Consider the following 22,184-nt stretch of genomic DNA (forward strand, 5'->3'; position numbering starts at 1 on the left):
CCGGCGGTCAGGCCCGCACCGGGGTGGCCGGCCCGGCGGCACCGTCCGCGCGGGCGATCACGGCGTGGTGGTCGATCGGGGCCCGGTGGCCGGCCCGGTCCAGCGCGCCGAGCATCTGCTGGTCGAAGAGCTCCTGGCTGCCGGCCAGCGGTTCCGGCATGTGCCCGAACAGCTCCAGCGCGATCAGCCCGTGCAACTGGGTCCACACCGACATGCAGGCCGCCGCCCCGGCTGGGGGGAGGTCGGCGCAGTCCCAGGCCAGCAGCCGCTCGCGCAGGCCGGGTGACAGCTCCACCTCCAGCGGGGACGGGTCGATGTCGCCGGCCGCGATCGCCTCCGCCATGCACCGGAACATCACCGCGGCGGACCGCTCGAGCTCGTTGATGACCGCCTCGCTGTGGTCGGTGAGGTCGGTCGGTTGCGGGCCGAAGATCAGCGTGTACTCGGTGGGGCTGTCCTTCGCCCACTGGCGGTGGGCCCGGGCGACGAGGAGCCAGCGGACCGCCTGGTCGTCGGCGGGCGCCATGGCGAAGGCGGCTTCGAGCGCGTCGGCGAGCGAGGCGTACGCGTCCTGGGCGAGCACGGAGATCAGCGCGGCGCGGCTGTCGAAGTACCGGTAGAGCGCCGAGGGTGTCATCCCCATCGCGCGGGCGACGGCTCGCAGTGAGAGGGCGGCGGCGCCGTGCTCGGCGAGCTGGGCGTGGGCGGCCGCCTTGATCTCCTCGATCGTCGCCTGGCGGACTCGTTCGCGGCGGGGGGCTGTGCTCGTCACAGCGCCATGCTGGGCTCAGCGGTGAGCGGTGTCAACTTTCGAGAACAGGGGTCTTGACGGCGACCGGTGTTTGAGAACACTGTTCTCTCAAGCGATCGGTTCTCTCGGGAGGGTTCCGTGTTCACGGCAGTAGCCAAGCTAGTCACCCGCCGGCCCCGACTTGTGCTTCTGGTAACCCTTGCCGCGCTCCTGGGCGCCGGGGTGCTGGGAATGGGCGCGTTCGGCAAGCTCGAGTCGGCGGGGTTCGACGACCCCGCCTCCGACTCCAGCCGGGCCGCCGACCTCGTCGACACGAAGTTCGGTGGGGAGCCGAACCTCGTCCTGCTCGTCACGGCCCGCGCCGGGGCCCCAGGCACGGACCCCCCGGCCGTCGACACCCCCGCGGTGGCCGACGCCGGCCGTCGCCTCGCCACCGAACTGGCCGCCCAGCCCGGGGTGACCAACGTGTCGTCCTACTGGACCGGGGCCTCGCCGCTGGTCTCCGACGACGGCCGGGCCGCGCTGGTCCTGGCCAGCGTGGACGACGACCACGAGTCCGACCTCGTCGCGAAGTACGAGGACCTGTACAAGGCCGGCCAGCCCGGCGGGCCCGACGCCGACTCCCCGGTCACAGTCCGCCCCGGTGGCGCGGCGACCGTCGGGGAGGACATCAACGGCCAGGTGGGCGCGGACCTGGCCGTGGCCGAGTCCATCGCGATACCGATCACGATGGTGCTGCTGGTGATCGCCTTCGGCGGCCTGCTCGCCGCGTTGCTGCCGCTGGGGATCGGGCTGGTCGGCATCCTGGGCGGCTTCGCGTTCCTGTCGGTCGTCGGCGGCCTGACCGACGTGTCGATCTTCGCCGTGAACCTGACCACGGCGCTCGGCCTCGGCCTCGGTATCGACTACGCGCTGCTCATGGTCAGCCGGTTCCGGGAGGAGCTCGCCGCGGGCCACGACCGGGCCACGGCGGTGTCGACCACGGTGCGCACGGCCGGTCGCACGATTCTGTTCAGCGGTGCGACGGTGATCGTCGCGCTCGCGGTGATGCTGGTCTTCCCGCCGTACTTCCTGAAGTCGATGGCATACGCGGGCATCGCCGTCACCGCGGTCGCCGTGATCACCGCCGTGACGGCGCTGCCCGCCGTGCTCATGCTGCTCGGCCCGCGGGTGAACGCGCTGCGCGTCGGCGGCCTGATCGGACGGCTGCGCCGCTGCCGGGGCGAGTCCTCGGCCGTTGCGGGAGTCCCGACCACCACGAGCGCCGCGGCGGGTGGGGGAGCGCCCGGGGCGGAGCGGGAGGTGCCGCGGGAGGCCGTCGAGTCGCCGTTCTGGCGGCGGGTGGCAACCACCGTCATGCGCCGCCCGCTGCTGACCGGGCTGCCCGTGATTGCACTGCTCCTCGCGCTCGGCGCGCCGTTCCTGCACGTCAAGTTCGGCACCCCGGACGACCGGGTCCTGCGCGAGCGCGCCTCCAGCCGGGCCGTCGGGGACGTCCTGCGCGACGACTTCTCCTCCAACGACGCCGGGGCGATCGTCGTCGTCCTCACCGGCCCGACCGAGCGGCTCGGTGCGACGGGCATCGCCGACTACGCCACGGAGCTGTCCGGGCTCGACGGCGTGGCCCGGGTCGACAGCTCCGCGGGCATCGTGCTCGACGGGCGGGTCGTCGTGCCACCGGGCCCGACCACCGAGCGGTACGCGGCCGAGAACGCCGCCTACCTGCGGGTGGTGCCCTCGGTGGAGCCGCACTCCGACGAGGCCCAGGCGTTGGTCGGCGTGATCCGGCACACCGCCACCCCGGCGGGCACCCAGGCGCTGGTCGGCGGTCCGCCGGCGGTGCTCGTCGACGGCAAGGCGACCATCGGCGACCGGCTCCCGCTGGCCATCGGCCTGATCGCGCTGGCCACGTTCGTCCTGCTGTTCCTGTTCACCGGCAGCGTGCTGCTGCCGCTGAAGGCGATCCTGATGAACGGGCTGACGCTGACCTCCGTCTTCGGCGTGGCTGTCTGGATCTTCCAGGACGGTCATCTCTCCGGGGCGCTCGGCTTCACCCCGGGCCCGCTGGACACGTCCATGCCGGTGCTGCTGTTCTGCATCGCGTTCGGCCTGAGCATGGACTACGAGGTCTTCCTGCTCTCCCGGATCAAGGAGGAGCACGACGCGGGCGCGTCGAACACCGAGGCGGTCGCCACCGGCCTCGCCCGCACCGGTCGCCTCGTGACGACCGCCGCGGCGCTGCTCGCGGTCACCTTCCTGGCCTTCGGGACGTCCTCGGTGCGGTTCATACAGATGTTCGGCCTGGGCACGGCTCTGGCGATCCTGCTGGACGCGTCCCTGATCCGCGGGGTGCTGGTGCCGGCGTTCATGCGGGTGGCCGGGCAGGCCAACTGGTGGGCGCCGAAGCCGCTGCGGGCGCTGCACGCCCGGATCGGCCTCAGCGAAGGCTCCGGCGAGGGCCCCGGCGCGGGGCCCACCGCCGAGGGAGTCAGTAGCGTTCGAAGCCCCGCCGGCGCTCCCAGTCGGTGACCGTCCGCTCGTAGCCGGCCAGCTCGACGTCGGCGGCGTGCGCCAGATGGTCGACGACCCGCTCGCCGAACGCGGCCCGGGCCGTGGCGCTCTCCCGCCACGCCCGGGCCGCGTCGCGTAGCGAGGCGGGCAGCCGCGGCACGTCCGGCGCGGCGAAGACGTTCCCGGCACGCGGCGGCGGCAGCGGCAGCCGGTTCTCGATGCCGTGCAGCCCGGCGGCGAGCATGCCCGCGATCGCCAGGTAGGGGTTGGCGTCGCCGCCGGGCACCCGGTGCTCGATGCGCAGCGACCGGCCGCGCCCGACGACCCGGATAGCGCAGGTGCGGTTGTCCAGGCCCCAGGAGATCCCGGTCGGCGCGAAGCCGCCTGGCGCCAACCGCTTGTAGGAGTTCACGGTGGGCGCGTAGAGCAGGGTGAGCTCGGCCATGCAGGCGAGCTGCCCGGCCACGAACCACCGCATCAGCTCCGACATCCCCTCCTCCGCGCCGGCGGAGAGGACGAAGCCGCCGTCGGCGGCGCGCAGTGAGAGGTGCACGTGGCAGGAGTTGCCCTCACCCTGGTCGTACTTGGCCATGAACGTCAGGGCCCGTCCGGCCGTGCCCGCGATCTTCTTCGCGGTCGTCTTGTAGAGCGCGTGCCGGTCACAGGTGCGCAGCGCCTCGTCGTAGCGGAAGACGATCTCGTACTGGCCCGGGTGGACCTCGGCCCGCGCCGACTCGACCGGTGCGCCCGCCGCGGCCATCGCCCGGCGGATCGACCGGACGAGATCGTCCATCCGTTCGGTGCCGGCGAGCGCGTAGTCGACGTTGTAGGAGCTGGCCGGGGTGAGCCGGGCGTAGTCGCGCCCGGCGGCCTTGCGGTAGGCCTCCTCGAACACGAGGAACTCCAGCTCGGTGCCGGCCAGCGCGCGCAGCCCCAGCGCCGCCAGCCGGTCCAGCTGCCGGCGCAGGACGGTCCGCGGCGCCACGTCCACCGGCGTCCCGTCGGGCCAGACCGCGTCCGCGATCACGATCGCGGACTCCGGGTGCCACGGCGCGTGCCCCAGCGTCGACAGGTCCGGGACGAGCCGCAGATCCCCGAAGCCGCCCTCCCACGGGTCGTAGGCGTAGCCGGGGCCGGTCTCCATCTCCACGTCGACGGCGTGCAGGTACGCGCACGCCCCCAGGCCGTCGCCGCCCAGCACCTCCTCGCGGAAGTACTCCGGTGACAGCCCGGTCCCCACCAGCCGGCCCTGCAGGTCGGGCACGGCGACGATCACCTCGTCCACGTCACCGAGCAGCGTCGCCAGCCCCGGGTGCTCCGGCGTGTCGTCCGCCTGCGTGTGGTCCGCCCGCGTGCCGTCGGCCCGGGTGTGGTCCGGCTCGGGGGTCACCCGTGGCTCCGCCGCGGTGGGGCGAGCATCAGCGGGTTCGCCACCGTGCCGTGCAGGACGTCGAACTGGGCGTCCCGCCCGGAGCGGTCGTGGAAGCCGGCACCGGCGAACTGCTCCCGGTTGAGGCAGACCCGCTCGAAGGACGGGGTCAGCAGGTCGACCGCGGCGAACCGCTCGGCGTACTCCGGGTGGGCCTCCTGGTAGTCCTCCACGGCGCCGCGCACCAGCGACCAGAACTCCTCCTCGGGCACGCCGAGATGGTCGGCGGCGATCACCGAGAAGTAGCGGAAGTGGCCGGCGAACACTGCCGAGAGCACCGAGTGGGCGAGCATCCGGCCCGGCCAGTGGCGGCACAGCGCGCCGGCGCCGCCGTCCGTCGCCGCCCGTTCGGGGAACTCGCCCTCGACGAGGTCGATGTCCGCGCCGAAGTCCTTCACCGCGATCCGCCGCGGGATCCCACCGGCGTCGAACACGCAGATCACGTTCTCGCCGTGCGGGGTGAACGCCACCCCGTACACGTACAGGTAGTGCAGCAGCGGCGGGAGCAGCGCGTCCAGCAGCGCGGCGAGCCACCGCGCCGGTTCCAGCCCGGAGCGGCGGACGAGCTCGGCGGCCAGCGACTCGCCGTCCGCGCCGACGGTGAGCAGGCAGGCCATCGTCCGGGCCCGCTCGTCGGGGGCCAGGAAGGACGCGACCGGCTCCCGCCAGAGCACCCCGAGCAGCTCGTGCAGCCGGTAGGGGGCGTCCGGCACCGCGTCGAAGGCGGGATGCGCGACGGTGGCTCCGGCGATCTCGGGCAGCACGACGACGCCGGTGGCCCGCAGCACCGGATCACCGTGGGCGAGCGACACCAGCCACGCCGAGACGGCCGGTCCGGCGGTGGCGTCCGCGGCGGACATCCCGCGCCACACCAGCGTGTTCCGGATCATCAGCGCGAGCTTGACGTCGCGCCGGCCCGGGGTGTCGATGTTCGCCACCGTGCGCACGGACTGCAACGGCAGGTAGCGGTCGGGCGCCTCGCCGAGGTCGACCAGCTGCCCGGTGGCGAGCGGGCCGGCGAACATCGGCGCGACCACGTTCTCCCACTGCCACGGGTGCACCGGCAGCCACACGTACCGCTCGGCCAACGCGGCGGCGTCCGCTCCGGCGGTGGGCTCGAGCGCGGCGCGCAGGACCGCGCCGAACTCGGCTCTGGTGGCGGCGGAGAGCTCGGCCTCGCGCAGCCCGGTGGCGCCCAGCCCGGGGCCGGTGACGAGCCGCGCCAGCTCGGCGTGGGCGGCCACCCAGCGCAGCCGGAACGGGCGGCGCGACTCCGGGGCGTACCGCGCCGCGTCGGCCGCGTCGAACCCGAGCCGCCCCTTGTTCGCGATCATGCAGGGATGGCCGGTCTGGTGCCCCTCCAGCTCAAGGTGGGAGAGGTCGGCGAGCGCGCGGGCCGGCAGGGCCGTCCGCAGGATCTCGGCGTCGGCGCGCTGGGTGGCCGTCACCTCGCGCACGACATCGGTCAGGACGTCCCCGGACCAGCCCAGGCCCTGCCGGGTGTCGAGCAGGAACCGGGCCGGGTCCCAGGCCGGCTCGCCGTCGCGGCGCAGCGTCGCCGGGTCGGGCCACCAGGTGCCGAACGTGCCGCGCCGGGCGGTGAACGTGTACGTGACGGGGCCGCACTCGATCCGGTACGGCGCCGGCGCGCCGCGCCCGACCGGCGGCGGGGTGCGCGGCGGGGTCGCCGGCTCGGCCCGCGGAACGAGCAGCTCCTCGTAGGCGAGCTCCGCGATCAGCCGGGTGAGCAGCGCCAGCCCGGCAGCGCGCCACCGCCCCGCGGCGGCTCTAGGAAGCCCGGTGGTCAACGGCCCGCTCCGCCGACCTCGACGGGCCGGGCCGGAGCGGTGCCTGCGGCGGGCCCGCCGGGCGACTGGGGCCGGGCCGGGGCGCCGAAGGTGGTGAACGCGGCCGGGCGGGGCAGGCGGTGCGCCCGGCCACCGGTGAGATCATCGAGGATGACCGCCGCCCGCCAGGCCCCCAGCCCGAGGTCGGGCGCGCCCACACCGTGCGTGTGCAGCTCGGCGTTCTGGACGTAGATCCGCCCGCTCACCTCCGGCTCGGTCGCGACCCGGTACCGCTCGTCGACCTTGAACCGGCCGCCGGCGTCGAGGTCGAGCAGCCCGGCCACCGGATCGAGCAGCGCCGGCCGGCGGGCCGCGTAGCCGGTGGCAAGCACGACCGCATCGGTGTCGACGGCGAACTCCCGGTGCTGGTCACGGTGCCGGCAGCGCAGGCGGTAGCTGAGCTCTCCGCCGCCGTGGGTCACCCCTTTCACCGACACGTTAGGCAGCAGCAGGGCGTCCGCGTCGGCGCCGCCGATGCTGCGTTCGTAGAGCAGGTCGTAGATCTCGGCGATGGTCTGCGCGTCGACGCCCTTGTACAGCTGCCACTGGCCGGGGACGACGGCGTCCTTCGTCTCCTGGTCGAGTCCGTGAAAGTAGCGGACGTGGTCAGGAGTGAACTGTTCCAGGCCCAGCTTGGAGTACTCCATGGGGGCGAAGGCCCTGGTCCGGGTGATCCAGGCCAGCGAGTGCCCCGTCCCGGGCTGCGAGCGGAGCAGGTCGAGGAACACCTCGGCGCCGGACTGCCCGGAGCCGACGACGGTGACGTGCCGGGCGCCGTCGAGCTGGTCGCGACGTCCCAGGTAGTCGGCCGAGTGGAACACCCGGGGGCCGGTCACGGCGGCGAAGGCCTCCGGGACGGCCGGCTCGGTGCCCACGCCGAGCACCAGGTTGCGCGCCGTCACGGTCACCGGGGCAGGCTCGCCGGCGTGGCTGACCGTCACCCGGAACAGGGCGGCGTCGGGATGCCAGCGCACCGCGTCGACCCGGGAGCCGAACCGCGCCGACCCCAGGGCGTGCGCCACCCAGCGGCAGTAGTCGTCGTACTCACGGCGCGGCAGGTGGAAGCGTTCGTAGAGGTAGAACCGGAACAGCCGGTCGTGCTCACGCAGGTAGGACAGGAACGACCAGCGGCTGGTCGGGTCGATCAGCGTGACCAGGTCGGCCAGGAACGGCACCTGCAGCGACGTGCCCTCGAGCAGCAGCCCGGGATGCCAGCGGAACGCGTCCTGCCGCTCGAAGAAGGCCGTCCGCAGCCCCGGCACGCCGTCGGCGAGCGCCGCCAGCGACAGGTTGAACGGGCCCAGCCCCACGCCGAGCAGGTCGTAGGGCGCGCCGGCGGACGCCTCAGGCCCGGCGGCGGGGGAGGGTGACATCACGGACGGACCTCCACTAGCGGATTGGGAATCTCCACGTAGACGGACTGGCTCGCCACCGGCCCCACCAGCTCGTCCCGGCCGTCCACGCACATCCGCAGGTTGGCCTTGCAGGGCAGGGTGGGCGCGTCCAGCAGCCGGTCCAGTAAGCCGTGACCGGGCAGCTCTGACCGCAGCGTGAGCAGTGTCTCCCGCAGGCGGCGCAGCAGGTCGGGCTCGTCGGCGATCCCCGCCGCGCCCAGCGCCCCGATGACAGCGAGGGCGTTGTTCACGACGGCGTAGTAGACGACCCGCTGCTCGACCAGCTCGTCGTCGAACACCGCGGGCAGGCCGTCGCCGAGGCCGGGGACCTCGCGCCGCGCGGCGTCGGCGTGCGAGGCGGCCAGGTAGTAGCCCTGGCTGTCGCGGTACCACCCGGCGATCGGCCAGCCCCGCTCGTCCAGCGAGACGAGGGTGTTCTGCAGGTGGGCCTCCAGTCCGACGCCGCGGCGCAGGTAGAGGTCGAGCACCGGGATGACGAGCACCCGCAGGTAGCGGGCGAACCACTCGCGGGCCACCGGCCCGGTGGGCGCTGATCCGGCCAGGTGGCTGATCAGCCCGGCGAGCATCGACCGCCGCGAGCGCCCGGGAGCCCCCGGCTCCAGATCCGGCCGGTCGGCCACCAGCGCCGCGGCGCACGCGACGCGGTCACCCGCGCTGAACGGGTTCGTCCGCAGGGTGCACTCCAGGCCCTCGGCCCGCACCCCGGCCCACGACGGCTCCGGGACGAGCCGGAAGGCCGGGTGGCGGGCCCGCAGCCACCCGTCGAGGGCCAGTCGGGCGTACCTGGCCATCTCGGCGCCCAGATCGAGCTCGTCGCGGTGCAGCTCGCGCCGCGAGTTGGTGATCCGCATGCCCAGCGAGAGCTTGAGCATGACCGGCGCGTCCGGCCGCCAGACGGTGCGCAGGGACGCTGTCGGGAACCAGGGCGGGCCGGTCGGGCCGAGGTCCACCAGCCGGCCGTCCGCGAGCAGGCGGGCGACGTCCGGGCGGGCGGGGACGGCCCGCGCCTGCCAGGGATGGGCCGGCAGCGCCCGGTACCCCGGCGGCAGTGCCGGGCCGCCGCCGCGCAGCGACGCGAGCAGCGCGGACGGGTCCGGGCCGCCGTGCCGGACGATGCCGGGATGCGCGGCGAACCAGTGCAGCGGGAAGGAGCCGTCCAGCTCGGGTGAGTACCGGGCGCACTCGGCCTCGGGCGCCTCCCCCCGGTTCTTGGCGGCGGGGTGGAACGGGTGCCCGGTGACGAGGGCGCGTTCCGCGGCGAGGAAGGGCTCGGCGGGCGCGCGGCGGGGGAACGCGATGATGCGCGCGATCCACTCGGCCGAGTCGAGGACGCGCGCCAGCGCCGTCCGCGTGGCCGCGGCCGGCGACCCGCCCTCGGCTCCAGCTCCGGTCGCGGCTGCGGCCTCGCGGATCAGGAGCGCGGCGAGCAGGCTGGCGTCGAGCGGGGCGCCGCCCAGCCGCGGCCGGCCGAACCGGTGCCAGCCGGTGGCGGAGCGGTAGGTCAGCGCGACGTCGACAGTGAGCCCGGTGGCCGGCAGCGCCAGCCGCAGCTCCCCACCACCGGGGACCGGCGGCGGCCCGAACTCCCGGGTCCAGCAGCGCAGCAGCACCTCGGTCACGACCTCGTCCGCAGCGTCCGCCGGAGCCCACGTGCCTACCGGAGTCCTCATGCCTGCCGGAGCCGTCGCGGCCGTCTCGGACGTCTCGGTGGGACCGCTCGGGCCGGTCACGCCGCCGGCTCGGCGGCCAGCCGGTCGCCGGTCGCGGCGACGAGGGCGAGCAGGGCGGTGACGTCGGCCGGCGTCGCGGCCGGGTTCAGCAGCGTCAGCTTGAGGTGGACGGCGCCGTCCACCCCGGCCGTGGTCCGCCCGACGACCGCCGCGCCCTCGGCGAGCAGCCGGAGCCGGATCGCCGCGTTCAGCCGGTCCAGCGCCTCCCGGCCCCCCGTCTCCCGGTCGTGGACGTAGCGGAAGAGCACGGTGCTGAGGGCCACCGGTGCCGAGAGCGCGAGCCGCTGGTCCGCCTCGATGACGGCCGCGGCGTGCCGGGCGAGGCGGTGGCAGGCGTCCACCAGGGCGCCGAGCCTGTCCCGGCCCAGCGCGCGCAGGGTCACGGCGATCTTGAATGCGTCCGGCCGGCGGGTGGTGCGAAGCGACCGGCCCAGCAGGCTCGGGTAGCCGGCGGCGGTCTCGTCGGCGGGGTTGAGGTAGGCGGCCTCGGTCTCCAGCCGCTCCCACCCGCGGCCGGACGGGGTGAGGAAGATCCCCGCGGGGGCCGGTTGCCATCCCAGCTTGTGTAGGTCGAGGGCGATCGAGTCGGCCTCGGCCAGCCCGGCGAGCAGCCCGGACAGCCGGTGGGAGAACAGGGCGCCGCCGCCGTGGGCCGCGTCCACGTGCAGCCAGCCGGGTGCAGGGTGCGCACGCACCGCCGCGGCGATCTCGCCCAGCGGGTCGATGGCGCCCGCGTCCGTCGTGCCCGCCGTCGCGACGACGAGGGCGGGCCCGCCGTGGCCGGCCAGCGCCGCCCGCAGCGCGCCGACGTCCATCCGGTGCGCGCCGTCGACCGGGATGGTGACCACCTCGCCGAGCCCCAGCAGCTCGGCGCCGCGGCGCACCGAATGGTGGCCGGCCGCCGAGCAGAGGACGGCGACCCGCGGCCCGACAACGCCGCCGCCGCCACCGCCGCGGCCTTGAGCGCCGATCAGCAGCCCCATCAGGTTGGACTCGGTGCCGCCGGTGGTCACCGTGCCCACCGCGCGCGCCGGGTCCAGGCCGGCCAGCTCGGCCAGCGCGGCGACGACCTCCGTCTCGACCGTCGTCGCGGCCGGGGCCTGGTCCCAGGAGTCCAGCGACGGGTTGAGCGCGCTGACCGCGAGATCGGCGGCTACGGCGACGGGCAGCGGCGGGCAGTGCAGGTGCGCCGCGCAGAACGGGTCGGCGGGGTCGGCCGAGCCCGCCGAGAGCATGCGGGTGAGGGCGTCGAGGGCCGCGGCCTCGCCGCTGCCCGCCGCGGTGAGCAGCCGCCCCCCGCCGAGCGCGGCCAGCGCCACCCGCCGGACGGCCACCGGCCCGCCGGCCGGCAGCGGGCCGACCCGGTCGCGGCGGCCCGCGTCGAGCGCGCCCAGGGCGACGCCGAGCAGGTCCCGCAACTCGTCGGCCGGGCGGTGACCCGGCCTGGTCATCCCGCCTGCTCGGTCGCCGCGGAAACTGACTCCGCGAGGATCTCCAACGCGAGGTCGGCCTCCTCGTCGGTGACGGTCAGCGGCGGCAGCAGCCGCAGGACGGCGTCGTCCCGGCCGCCGAGCTCGATGATCAGACCACGGGCGAGGCACTCGGACCGGATCGCCGCGGCGAGGCGGGGGTCCGCCGGGCGCGCGCCGATCTCGTCCGGCGCCGCCTCGGCCGAGACGACCTCCAGCCCGAGCATCAGGCCCCGCCCGCGCACGTCGCCGATGAATGGCTTGCCCCGGGTGATGCTCTCCAGGCCGGTCAGCAGCCGCTTGCCGGCCGCGGCCGCACGCTCGGCCAGGGCCTGCGTCCGCACCAGCTCGAGTGTGGCGCGCCCGGCGGCCATGGCGAGCTGGTTGCCGCGGAACGTGCCGGCGTGCGCGCCCGGAGCCCAGGTGTCCAGCTCGGCGCGGTAGGCGACGACCGCCAGCGGCAGGCCGCCACCGATCGCCTTGGACATGACGAGCATGTCGGGCACCACCCCGGCGCGCTCACAGGCCCAGAACGTGCCGGTGCGCCCGACCCCGGTCTGCACCTCGTCCAGGATGAGCGGGATGCCGCGGCGAGTGGTGAGCTCGCGCATCGCGCGCAGCCAGGTGTCCGGCGCCGGGATCACGCCGCCCTCGCCCTGCACCGGCTCTAGGATCATCGCCGCCGGGCTGGTGATCCCGCCGCACGAGTCGTCGAGCAGCCGCTCGATGTAGCTGGCCGAGATCTCCGCGCTCGCCGCGCCGCCGACCCCGAACGGGCAGCGGTAGGGGTAGGGAAACGGCAGCCGGACGACCGCCCCGGCGACCGGCAGCGGCTCCTTCGCGGCGACCTTGCCGGTCACGGCGAGGGCTCCGGACGTCATCCCGTGGTAGGCGCCGGTGAAGGCGAGCACGTTGTGGTGCCCGGTGACCGTCTGCGCCAGCTTCAGCGCCGCCTCGACGGCGTCCGCGCCGGTCGGCCCGCAGAACAGCAGCTTCGGGTCCTCCCGCAGGCCGGGCGGCAGGTCGCCCACCAGCTCCGCGGCGAACGCGTCCTTCTCCGGGGTGGCGATGTCGAGGGCGTGCAGCGGGGCACCCGAGCGCAGGACCCGCTCGATCTCCTCGACGACCACCGGGTGGTTGTGGCCGACGGCCAGGGTGCCGGCACCGGCGAGGAAGTCCAGGTAGCGCCGTCCGTCGGCACCTACGATCCAGCAGCCCGCCGCCTCGACCGGCACGATCGGCAGGGAGCGGGCGTAGGTGCGGGCGGCCGATTCGCGGGCCTCCTGCCGGGCCAGGATCGCCGGCGCCACGGCGGGATCCGCGCCGTCGGGGCCGACGCCGACATCGGCTGGCGAGATCGTCGTCACGGGCGATTCCCCTTCGAACGGGCCGGGTCAAGGAAGGCTAACTTAATTCATTCCCGATCCCCGGCCTGTGAACGAGCAGAGGTCTTCCTCTCGCGGCTGCCCTCGCGGTCGCGGTTACCCGCACGAAAATGTTGCCCTTCGTAAGGTTATGATCGCCCAGGGCTGGAAACGGGTCGTTTCCGGTGACCTCCGGTTGGTCGTACGTCACCCTCGGCGGCCCGTGGCAGCTGCTCGTAACGTCGCCGGGCTTGCGCGTTGCGCATCAACCCCGTCATCGTCACATGTCGGGACGTCGGACGTCGCGCGGGAACCGGGCCGAGCGGGTGCGGTCCTGGTCACGGGCGCACGGGCGCCGGAAGGGTGCGCCGTGCTGGATCTCCCCATCTCCGCCGCGCCGCTGCGCGCGCTCGGCCCGGATCGGCTGCCGGCGGCGGTGCTCGCGTGCCTGCGGGAGTGGCCCGCGCGGCGCGGAGAGATCGGCGGCTACCTCTACTCGCCGGCGGTGGCCGCGGCACGGGCCGCCGAGCTGCGCCGACACCTGCCCGACTGGGCGGAGCTGCTCTTCGCGGTCAAGGCGAACGCCTTCCCCCCGATCCTCGACGCCCTGCTCGCCGGAACCGCGAGCACCGACGCCGGGACCGCCGCGGGTGCCGGGGCCGGCATCGATGGGTTCGAGGTCTCGTCGGCGCACGAGCTCGTCCTGGCCGCCGCGGCCGTGGAGCGCGCCCGGCAGCGGGGCGCGGTGCGGGCGGCCGGGCAACACCCGTCCGGCGGGGCGCGGCTGGTGGCGTCCGGGCCGGGCAAGTCGGTGAGCCTGCTGCGTGCGCTCCTTGGCGCGGTGCCGGTGGAGGGCGCGGTGCCGGCGGTCGACGTCGTCAACGCCGAGAGCCCGCTGGAGCTGCGGCGGATCGACGCCGTGGCGGCGGAGACGGGGCGGCGGGCCGCCGTCGCGCTGCGGGTGAACCCGGCCCGCGTCGGCCTCTCCGGCTCGCTGCGGATGGGCGGGCGCCCGACCGCTTTCGGAATCCAGGAGCGGGACGTGCCCGCGGCGGTCGAGCTGGCCCGCTCGCTGCCGTGGATCGACCTGGTCGGCTTCCACGTCCACGCGGTGTCGGGGAACCTCGATGCCACCGCCCACCTGGACTATGTGCGGTGGTGCCTGGACTTCGCCGTCCGTCAGGCCCGCCTGGGCGATGTCGACCTGCGGGTGGTGGATGTAGGCGGCGGCCTCGGGGTGCCCTTCGAGCCCGACCGGCTCGGCGAGCGCCCCTTCGACCTGGACGTCTTCGGCGCCGGCCTGGACCAGTTGCGCCCCCCGACCGGGGTCCGGGTGGTCTTCGAGCCCGGCCGGGCCCTGGTGGCCGACTGCGGCTGGTACGCGGCCGAGGTGACCGACGTCAAGCTGGTCCACGGCGGTGCCTTCGCGGTCCTGCGCGGCGGCATCCACCACTTCCAGCTGCCGACGTCCTGGGAGATCGTCCACAACTTCGCCGTCGTCCCGCGGGACGACTGGCTGCCCGGCTGGCCCCGGCCGGAGGTGGCTGCGGGCCCGGTGACCGTGGTGGGGGAGCTGTGCACCCCCGAGGACACCCTCGCCCGCGACGTGACCGTCGACCGGCTGCGCGCCGGGGATGTCGTCGTCTTCCCGATGGCCGGCGCCTACGGCTACGAGTTCGCGATGCACGAGTTCCTCGGCCACCCGCGCGCCCACCGCGTCGTCGTGGACTAGCCGGGCACGGGAACGGGACTCAACTCCGGGGTCCCCAGTCGGCGCGGTACCTAGGGCGTCCGGATGACCGGGAGGTCGAACCAGAGGTACTTGCCGGACTCCACCGACACCGCGCCCCAGCTGCCGGCCAGGGCGTCCAGGACGAGCAGGCCGCGGCCGCCCTCGGCGTCCGGGTCGACCTCGCGGCGCTGCGGCAGGGTGGTCGACGTGTCCGAGACCGAGGCGTGGACGAGGCCCGGCCGCAGCTCGACCAGCAGCCACACCGGTGGCCGCCCGTACTTGACCGCGTTGGTGACGAGTTCACTGACCAGCAGCTCGGCGGTGCACCGCGTGTCGTCGGGCAGGCCGGTCAGACCCAGGCACTCACGGAGGACCCGCCGCGCCTGCGGGACGGCGGACGGCAGGTAGGGCAGCTCGGCGAGGATGTGCGTGGCCGGTGGGCGACACGAACTCGCCTGCCGCACCACGTTCATCGGAACCGACGTAGGACTCATCGATCACCATGTCTGAACGGGGACATCCCGGACCGCCTACCCATCGGATCGCCTGAGCAATCTCCTACGCGGTGTCGTGTGACGAACGTCCGGCAATGGTGTTGGGGCCATTGGCGGGTGTTGTGTCATCGGTGCTCCAACCAGTTCACCACACCGGCGAACCGCCTTCACTCCGGGGCGTCGCCGGCGGTGAGCGACGGGCCCGCGAGCGGCCGGCGAGGAGCGACCGGGACCGAGGTCAGTCCGCGACCCGGGTGACCAGGATCGCGACGTCGTCGCGCAGGTTGCCGCCGGCGAAGCGCTCGGCGGCCGTGAGCACCCGGTCGGCCACCCCCTGCGCGGACAGGCCCGCACAGCCGGCGACCGCGTCGACCAGCCGTTGGTCGCCGAACAGCTCACGCCCGCGGCGCGCCTCCACCACCCCGTCGGTGTACAGCACCAGGGACTCCCCGGCGTGCAGGTGCAGGTCCAGGCCGGGGAAGGACGTCTCGCCGTCGTCGAGCACGCCCAGCAGCGTGCCTGTCCGGCCGACGAGTGAGGCCGTGCCGTCCTTGTGCAGGACGACCGGCTGCGGGTGGCCGGCGAGGTGCAGGCGCAGCCGGGCGCCGTCGGTCTCGGACGGCAGCAGCGACGCGGCGGCCAGTGTGCAGAACCGGCCATGCCCGTTCGGGTGCGAGGTGGCGGTGTCCCGCAGTGCCCGGTTCAGCTCGACCAGCAGCTCCTCGAGGTCCGCGCCCCGCCCGGTGAGCAGGCGGAGCACGGCACGGGCCACACCGGTGACTGTGGCGGCCTCCGCGCCCTTGCCGCAGACGTCGCCGATGACCACCGTCCAGCCGGTCGGGCCGGAGATCAGGTCGAAGAAGTCCCCGCCGACGTCCAGGCCGGCGGACTGCGCGGCGCCGTAGGCGGAGCCGAGATCCATCCCGGGGATGCGGGGCAGCGCCGGCGGGCGCAGGCCGGCCTGCAGGGTGCCGGCGAGCTCCACCTGGCGGCTGTAGAGCCGGGCGTTGTCCACGGCGAACGACGCGCGCCGGGCCAGGTCCGCGAGCAGGTCGATCTCGTCCGCGAGGAAGGTGTGCCCGGCGGAGCGGCCGAGCGCGAGCACGCCGAGCACCCGCCGGCGCGCCTGCAGGACGACGACGAGTGCCGGCCCGCCGAACGCCGTGACGGTCTGCACCTGGTCCCCACGGGCGGCGCGTACGGCGGCCATGAGCGCGCCGTCCGGGTCGACGGCGGCCTTGTTCAGCGCCGCGGTCTCCGACTCCTCGGCATGCCCGACCGCCTGGAGCTTCGGGCCGGCGTCGTCCCGGTTGAGGTACACCGCGCACCACTGGGCGAGGCGGGGGACCGGCAGCCGGGCGAGCAGCGTCAGCGAGTGGGTGAGATCCAGGCTGCCCGCGAGCAGGTCGGACGCCTCGGCGAGGAAGGACAGCATCCCGATGCGGCGCTCCTCCGCGCGCCGCATGTCGCCGCCGCCGAGCGCCAGCGCCATCCACCGCGAGACGAGCTGGATCCGCTCGATGTCGAACGGGTCGCGGTCGAATTCGGCGTGGTGGACGGCAGCGTGGTGGGCGCCACCGTGATGGGCGCCGTTGCCAGGCTCGTGGCCCGCGCCGGGCTCGCCGGGCTCGCCGGCCGGGCGGTCGTCCGCGGCGCGGTACGGCCACAGCAGGAGCTCGCCGAGGCTGTCCTGCGTCGGGTCCAGGGCGAACACCCGGGCGTCGGCGCTCGGCCCGGTACGCCCGAGCGTGGCCACGGTCTCGGTGCGCACACCGTCCTGCGAGGGGCGCTGCACCCGGCCACCGGCGGCCGGGACGGCGTCCAGCAGCTGGGCGAGCAGTTCGGAGACCTCGCCCTCGGCGGTCAGCGCCCGCGCGGTGTCGCGGGCCAGCAGCCGGGGCATCCGGGTCGACGTCGCCGTTGGCGCCCGGGCCGTCACCGTGGTGGTACCGGCGCCCGCGCCGGCGGTGGTCATCAGGAGATCGCCGACAGGCGACGCGCCGAGCGGGCCCGGAGGAGGGCCCGAAGGTGTGGGTTGTGGGGGTACCGGATCGTGGGTGATGCTCGGCGCGGAATGGACGTCGTCCAGCGCGGCCGACCGCCGCGGGTCCTCCCGCCGCCGGGATTCCAGCCGGAACCAGACCGTCTTCCCCCCGGCCACGTGCTCCGTTCCCCAGGAGCTGGCGAGCGCGTCTACCAGGGCCAGCCCGCGCCCGTCCTCACGCAGGCCGTCGATGCCGGCCATGCCGCCGCCGATCGTCTCGAGCCCTTCAAGTCCTTCCAGGCTCTCCAGGCTTCCGATGTCCTCCTCGGGGTCGGTGGGCTGCGGCCGGCGCACGGCCGTCTCGCGCCGGCCGACGCCGATGCGCACGGGATGGCGGTCGCCCACGGCCACCCGCACGCTGCCGTGCTCCTCGGCGACGTCGACCGTCGCGACCGTGCCGGCGTGCACGACCACGTTGGTGACCAGCTCGGTGACCAGCAGCAGCGCCGAATCCAGCGTGTCCTCGTCCAGCCTGCCGCGCAGCGTCTCCTGCACGAACCGCCGCGCCGACCGGGGTGAGTCGGCGGTCGGCGGGAGGGCGACCGAACGCGGTGGAGTGCGCCGGTCTCCGGCCTGTGCCGCGGGGTCGGCGTTCATGTGGCTCAGTCTCTCCTGCGTTGTCCTCGGTAAGGCGGATACTGGCGGCTGATGCGTTCGGTCCGAGCGCTCTTGTCATGAAGTTGTGCAGCGTGAAGTTGCTCAGTCGGGGACAAAAGTCCACGGCAGAACCACAGTCCGGATCGACCGCACGACACCATCACACCTCCCCTCCACGGATGCATTCCGCACCACTGACCGCCCCACGCCCGTCCGCCGCCGGATCTGGACCACACTGCCGACGGCCCCCCGCGGGCCGGCGCTCCACAAGCCGGACCACCAGCGACCTGACGACCAGCAGCCCGACCACCAGCGGCCGAACCCGCACAGGCCAGTCCCGTCCGATCCCCAGGAGCCAGCCGAACGGATGCGAGCCGCATGGACGCCGACCCGACAGCCGCCGACCCGACAGCTGCCCGCCCTCCGCCGGCAGCGGCCCGGGCCTGGTCGCGCACCCCACGGGGTGGTCACCGAACCCACCGACGTCGGTGCCGGAGTCGTTTTGAAGCGGTTCGCAGCCCCGATAATTCCACCGTCACAGGCAAGGTAGGAGACTGATGAGCGCCGACGCGAGCCCCGACCGCCAGCAGTTCCCCGCGAGTGCCGGGGATTCCGGTGGCCCGCCCGCGGGCGCCACGGCCACCCTGCCGGTGAACGGCACGGGCACGGGCGCCGCCACAGGGCCCGGCGGTGGCACGGACGCCCTGCTCTCCAGCCTGCTCACCGGGCTCGACCGGCTCGTCGACGGCGAGTTCGGCGTCCGGCTGCCGATCGGTGACGGCGTCGGCGGGGACGTCGCCCGCCGGTTCAACGAGCTCGCCGGGATGCAGGAGCGGCACGCCCGCGAGGTTTCCAGGGTGAGCAAGGTAATTCGACGTGACGGTCGTCTCACCCTGCGAATGGACGACCTTGGTGGCAGTGGCGGCTGGGACGAGCTCACGCTCTCGGTGAACTCGCTCATCGACGACCTGGCCCGGCCCACCCACGAGGTCGCCAGGGTCATCGCCGCGGTGGCGGAGGGTGACCTCTCCCAGCAGATGGCGCTGGAGATCGCCGGGCAGCCGGTGCGTGGCGAGTTCCTCCGGATCGGCACAACCGTCAACACGATGGTGGACCAGCTCTCGTCCTTCGCCGACGAGGTCACCCGGGTGGCGAAGGAGGTCGGCACCGAGGGCAACCTCGGTGGCCAGGCCAAGGTCATGGGGGTCTCCGGGGTCTGGCGGGACCTGACCGAGTCAGTGAACTCGATGGCCGGCAACCTGACCAGCCAGGTCCGCAACATCGCCCAGGTGACTACGGCGGTGGCGCAGGGTGACCTGTCGCAGAAGATCACGGTCGACGCGCGCGGTGAGATCCACGAGCTGAAGTCGACCGTCAACACGATGGTGGACCAGCTCTCCGCGTTCGCCGACGAGGTCACCCGAATGGCCAAGGAGGTCGGCACCGAGGGCAAGCTCGGTGGCCAGGCCCAGGTCAAGGGTGTCTCCGGGGTGTGGCGTGATCTCACCGACTCGGTGAACGTCATGGCCGGCAACCTCACCACCCAGGTGCGCAGCATCGCCGAGGTCGCCGCCGCGGTGGCCCGCGGTGACCTGACCCGCCAGATCACCGTCGACGCCCGCGGCGAGGTGGCGGGCCTCGCGCACACCCTGAACACGATGGTCGACCAGCTCTCGTCGTTCGCCGACGAGGTGACCCGGGTCGCCTGGGAGGTCGGTACCGAGGGCAACCTGGGTGGTCAGGCGCACGTTCGGGGGGTCTCCGGGGTCTGGCGGGACCTGACCGAGTCGGTGAACTCGATGGCCGGCAACCTGACCAGCCAGGTCCGCAACATCGCCCTGGTCGCGACGGCGGTGGCCCGTGGTGACCTCTCGCAGAAGATCACCGTCACCGCGCAGGGCGAGATCCTCGAGCTCAAGGAAACCCTGAACACGATGGTCGACCAGCTCTCGTCGTTCGCCGACGAGGTGACCCGGGTGGCCAAGGAGGTCGGTACCGAGGGCAACCTGGGTGGTCAGGCGCACGTTCGGGGGGTCTCCGGGGTCTGGCGGGACCTGACCGAGTCGGTGAACTCGATGGCCGGCAACCTGACCAGCCAGGTCCGCAACATCTCCGCGGTGACCAGGGCGGTGGCCCGCGGTGATCTCTCGCAGAAGATCACGGTCACCGCGCAGGGCGAGATCGCCGAGCTGAAGGACACCGTCAACACGATGGTCGACCAGCTCTCGTCCTTCGCGGCCGAGATCACCCGGGTCGGCCGCGAGGTGGGCGTCGAGGGCAAGCTGGGCGGCCAGGCCACGGTCGCCGGTGTCGCGGGCACCTGGAAGGACCTGACCGACAACGTCAACCAGCTCGCGTCGACGCTGACGATCCAGCTCCGCGCGATCGGCGACGTGTCCACCGCGGTGACCCGCGGTGACCTGACCCGCTCCATCACGGTGGAGGCCGAGGGCGAGGTCGCCGAGCTCAAGGACAACATCAACCAGATGATCGCCCGGCTGCGGGAGACCACCGAGGTCAACGCCCAGCAGGACTGGCTCAAGTCGAACCTGGCCCTCATCGGCAGCAAGATGCAGGGCCAGCGCGACCTCTACACCGTCTGCCAGATGATCATCAGCGAGATGACGCCGGCAGTGAACGCCCAGCAGGGCACGGTCTACCTGCTCGACTTCATCGAGGGCGACAAGCTGCGCTACGTCGCCGGCTACGGCTCGGTGCCGCGGCGCCGCTCGGACGGAACCTTCCTGTTCGGCGAGGGCCTCATCGGCCAGGCGGCGCTGGAGAAGAAGCGCATCCGGGTCGAGGACGTGCCCGCCGGCTACCTCAACATCCGCAGCGGCCTGGGCGAGGCGCCGCCGTGCGACCTGGTCGTCGTTCCGGTCATCTTCGAGAACCAGGTTCTCGGTGTGATCGAACTGGCCTCTTTCACCCCGTTCTCCGACCTGCACCTCACGCTCGTCGACCAGCTCGTCGACACCATCGGCGTCGTCCTGAACACGATCATGGCGAACGCCCGCACCGAGGAGCTGCTCGCCCAGTCGCAGCGGCTGACCCAGGAGCTGCGCTCGCAGTCCGTCGAGCTCCAGCGCACGAACAACGAGCTGGAGGAGAAGGCGGCGCTGCTCGAGGAGAAGAACCAGGAGATCGAGCTGGCCCGGATCGGGCTGGAGGAGAAGGCCGAGCAGCTCGCGCTGTCCTCCCAGTACAAGTCGGAGTTCCTGGCGAACATGAGCCACGAGCTGCGCACCCCGCTGAACAGCCTGCTCATCCTGGCCAAGCTGCTGGCCGACAACCCCGACCACAACCTGAGCCAGAAGCAGATCGACTTCGCCGAGACGATCCACTCCGCCGGCTCGGAGCTGCTCGGGCTGATCAACGACATCCTCGACCTCTCCAAGGTCGAGGCCGGCAAGATGAATGTCGACGCCGGCCCGGTGCGCACCGCCGCGCTGTGCGACGCGGTGGCGGGCGTGTTCGGGCCCACCGCCGAGGAGAAGGGCCTCACCTTCGAGATCAGCGTGACCGAGGACGTGCCGGACGAGTTCGTCACCGACGAGCAGCGCATCCAGCAGGTGCTCAAGAACCTGCTGTCGAACGCGGTCAAGTTCACCGATGCCGGCACCGTCCGGCTGGACGTCGCCGTCGCCTCGCCCGACACCCCGTTCGTCGCGCCCAGCCTGCGCTCGGCGCCGATGGTGCTGTCCTTCGCCGTCACCGACACCGGCATCGGGGTCGCGGCCGAGAAACTCAGGATGATCTTCGAGGCATTCCAGCAGGCGGACGGCACGACCTCGCGCCGCTACGGCGGTACCGGCCTGGGACTGTCGATCAGCAAGGAGATCGCCCGCCTGCTGGGCGGGTCGATCGCCGTCTCCAGTCAGATCGGGCAGGGCAGCACGTTCACCCTGTTCGTCCCGTCGGTGATGCCTCCGGAGGCACCCGCGGGCCCCCACCCCGGCGAGCCCGACGGTGTCCTCATGATCGTGGACGGTGCCGTCCAGCCGCGGTCACGGACCGACGGCGGGGACGACGGCCGTGGGCCGGTGCTGGCCGGCGTCGAGCGGGCCGCGCTCGTCCCGGCGGAGCGCAGGCCGGCGGCGCCGGAGTCGCCCGGTGACGCGGCGCACCGGGAGAGCGCCGGCCCGGCTCCTGCCGGCACGTCCAACGGGGCGGGCACCGGCAGGCAGCGTGACGGCGAACGGGTCTACGGAGCGCCCGGCCGGCCCGTCGAGCCCAAGGCGGCCCGCCGATTGGCGCGCACCTCGTGGTCGGGTCGCGGCGGCACCGACGCAGCCGGCGACCGGACGCCCGCCGAGGGCACCCCGTTCCTCACCGACCCACAGGCGCCCGCGCGGCCGCCGACGACGAACCTGGACGGCGGCGACCCGCTCGTGGGCGCCAGCATCCTGGTGGTCGACGACGACGTCCGCAACGTGTTCGCCCTGACCAGCGCGCTGGAGATGCACGGCATGCGGGTGCTCTACGCCGACAACGGCCACGACGCCATCCGGATGCTGCAGCAGGACAACGCGCCGGTGCACCTGGTGCTGATGGACGTCATGCTCCCGGGCATGGACGGCAACGAGACCACGTCGGAGATCCGTGCGATGCCGGCCTTCGCGGCGCTGCCGATCCTCGTGCTGACCGCAAAGGCGATGCCTGGTGACCGGGAGAAGAGCATTTCCGCCGGTGCGAGCGACTACATCACCAAGCCGGTAGACCTTGATCACCTCCTTGGAGTGATGCGGTCGTATCTGTGATGATCAGATCGCGTATGGTGCGCATTCGGGTAGGTGTCGAC

12 protein-coding genes are annotated in these 22,184 nt (G+C 73.7%); 3 read left to right on the forward strand and 9 right to left on the reverse strand.

The features are described from left to right. Positions 1-7 precede the first annotated feature (7 nt). The gene (locus tag FRANEAN1_RS03185; RefSeq protein WP_020458307.1) at positions 8-772 is read right to left on the reverse strand and encodes a TetR/AcrR family transcriptional regulator; all 765 of its coding nucleotides are present in this window, start codon (positions 770-772) and stop codon (positions 8-10) included. A gap of 117 nt (positions 773-889) precedes the next feature. Between FRANEAN1_RS03185 and FRANEAN1_RS03190 the strand changes: the two genes are divergently transcribed. Beyond that, on the forward strand, positions 890-3,280 hold the full coding sequence (locus FRANEAN1_RS03190; protein ID WP_020458308.1) for an MMPL family transporter: 2,391 nt from the start codon (positions 890-892) through the stop codon (positions 3,278-3,280). Here the strand turns inward: FRANEAN1_RS03190 and FRANEAN1_RS03195 are convergent. The 6 genes from FRANEAN1_RS03195 to FRANEAN1_RS03220 all read right to left on the reverse strand — a co-directional run bounded on the left by FRANEAN1_RS03195 (position 3,240) and on the right by FRANEAN1_RS03220 (position 12,519). Next, positions 3,240-4,568 (reverse strand): glutamine synthetase, encoded by a 1,329-nt coding sequence (locus FRANEAN1_RS03195; protein ID WP_049795887.1) that lies wholly within the window; start codon positions 4,566-4,568, stop codon positions 3,240-3,242. The two genes, FRANEAN1_RS03190 and FRANEAN1_RS03195, sit on opposite strands and share 41 nt — an antisense overlap. Positions 4,569-4,648: 80 nt before the next feature. Then, the gene (locus tag FRANEAN1_RS03200; RefSeq protein WP_020458310.1) at positions 4,649-6,499 is read right to left on the reverse strand and encodes an IucA/IucC family protein; all 1,851 of its coding nucleotides are present in this window, start codon (positions 6,497-6,499) and stop codon (positions 4,649-4,651) included. Next, positions 6,496-7,911: a SidA/IucD/PvdA family monooxygenase gene (locus FRANEAN1_RS03205; protein ID WP_020458311.1), complete on the reverse strand. Its 1,416-nt coding sequence runs from the start codon at positions 7,909-7,911 to the stop codon at positions 6,496-6,498. Before FRANEAN1_RS03205 ends, FRANEAN1_RS03200 begins: the two co-directional genes overlap by 4 nt. Beyond that, positions 7,911-9,623, reverse strand: a complete 1,713-nt coding sequence (locus FRANEAN1_RS03210; protein WP_020458312.1) for an IucA/IucC family protein — start codon at positions 9,621-9,623, stop codon at positions 7,911-7,913. Before FRANEAN1_RS03210 ends, FRANEAN1_RS03205 begins: the two co-directional genes overlap by 1 nt. Positions 9,624-9,679: 56 nt before the next feature. Further along, positions 9,680-11,134, reverse strand: coding sequence for a pyridoxal-dependent decarboxylase (locus tag FRANEAN1_RS03215; RefSeq protein ID WP_020458313.1), 1,455 nt, complete (start codon positions 11,132-11,134; stop codon positions 9,680-9,682). Then, on the reverse strand, positions 11,131-12,519 hold the full coding sequence (locus tag FRANEAN1_RS03220; protein WP_020458314.1) for a diaminobutyrate--2-oxoglutarate transaminase family protein: 1,389 nt from the start codon (positions 12,517-12,519) through the stop codon (positions 11,131-11,133). The genes FRANEAN1_RS03215 and FRANEAN1_RS03220 overlap by 4 nt, the downstream gene beginning before the upstream one ends. A gap of 367 nt (positions 12,520-12,886) precedes the next feature. Between FRANEAN1_RS03220 and FRANEAN1_RS03225 the strand changes: the two genes are divergently transcribed. After that, positions 12,887-14,248, forward strand: coding sequence for a type III PLP-dependent enzyme (locus tag FRANEAN1_RS03225; RefSeq protein WP_020458315.1), 1,362 nt, complete (start codon positions 12,887-12,889; stop codon positions 14,246-14,248). 50 nt (positions 14,249-14,298) lie between these two features. On the opposite strand, the gene FRANEAN1_RS03230 is transcribed toward FRANEAN1_RS03225, so the two are convergent. Together FRANEAN1_RS03230 and FRANEAN1_RS03235 are read right to left on the reverse strand one after the other, a co-directional pair. Next, the gene (locus FRANEAN1_RS03230) at positions 14,299-14,721 is read right to left on the reverse strand and encodes an ATP-binding protein (RefSeq protein WP_083788151.1); all 423 of its coding nucleotides are present in this window, start codon (positions 14,719-14,721) and stop codon (positions 14,299-14,301) included. Positions 14,722-14,980: 259 nt separating this feature from the next. Beyond that, entirely contained in the window at positions 14,981-17,383 is a 2,403-nt protein-coding gene (locus tag FRANEAN1_RS03235) for a SpoIIE family protein phosphatase (protein WP_020458317.1), read from the reverse strand. A 557-nt stretch (positions 17,384-17,940) separates the two neighbouring features. On the opposite strand from FRANEAN1_RS03235, the gene FRANEAN1_RS03240 reads away from it, so the two are divergent. Next, complete coding sequence (locus tag FRANEAN1_RS03240) at positions 17,941-22,143, forward strand: HAMP domain-containing protein (protein WP_020458318.1); 4,203 nt, start codon at positions 17,941-17,943, stop codon at positions 22,141-22,143. Positions 22,144-22,184 lie beyond the last annotated feature (41 nt).

Source organism: Parafrankia sp. EAN1pec, assembly GCF_000018005.1.
Taxonomy (GTDB): Bacteria; Actinomycetota; Actinomycetes; order Frankiales; family Frankiaceae; genus Parafrankia; species Parafrankia soli.

Bases quoted from the DNA above. Each gene is read 5' to 3' on its own strand.
- FRANEAN1_RS03205 (WP_020458311.1), bottom strand. From the start codon at position 7,911: ATGTCACCCTCCCCCGCCGCCGGGCCTGAGGCGTCCGCCGGCGCGCCC.
- FRANEAN1_RS03210 (WP_020458312.1), bottom strand. From the start codon at position 9,623: ATGAGGACTCCGGTAGGCACGTGGGCTCCGGCGGACGCTGCGGACGAG.
- FRANEAN1_RS03215 (WP_020458313.1), bottom strand. From the start codon at position 11,134: ATGACCAGGCCGGGTCACCGCCCGGCCGACGAGTTGCGGGACCTGCTC.
- FRANEAN1_RS03230 (WP_083788151.1), bottom strand. From the start codon at position 14,721: ATGAACGTGGTGCGGCAGGCGAGTTCGTGTCGCCCACCGGCCACGCAC.
- FRANEAN1_RS03235 (WP_020458317.1), bottom strand. From the start codon at position 17,383: ATGAACGCCGACCCCGCGGCACAGGCCGGAGACCGGCGCACTCCACCG.
- FRANEAN1_RS03240 (WP_020458318.1), top strand. From the start codon at position 17,941: ATGAGCGCCGACGCGAGCCCCGACCGCCAGCAGTTCCCCGCGAGTGCC.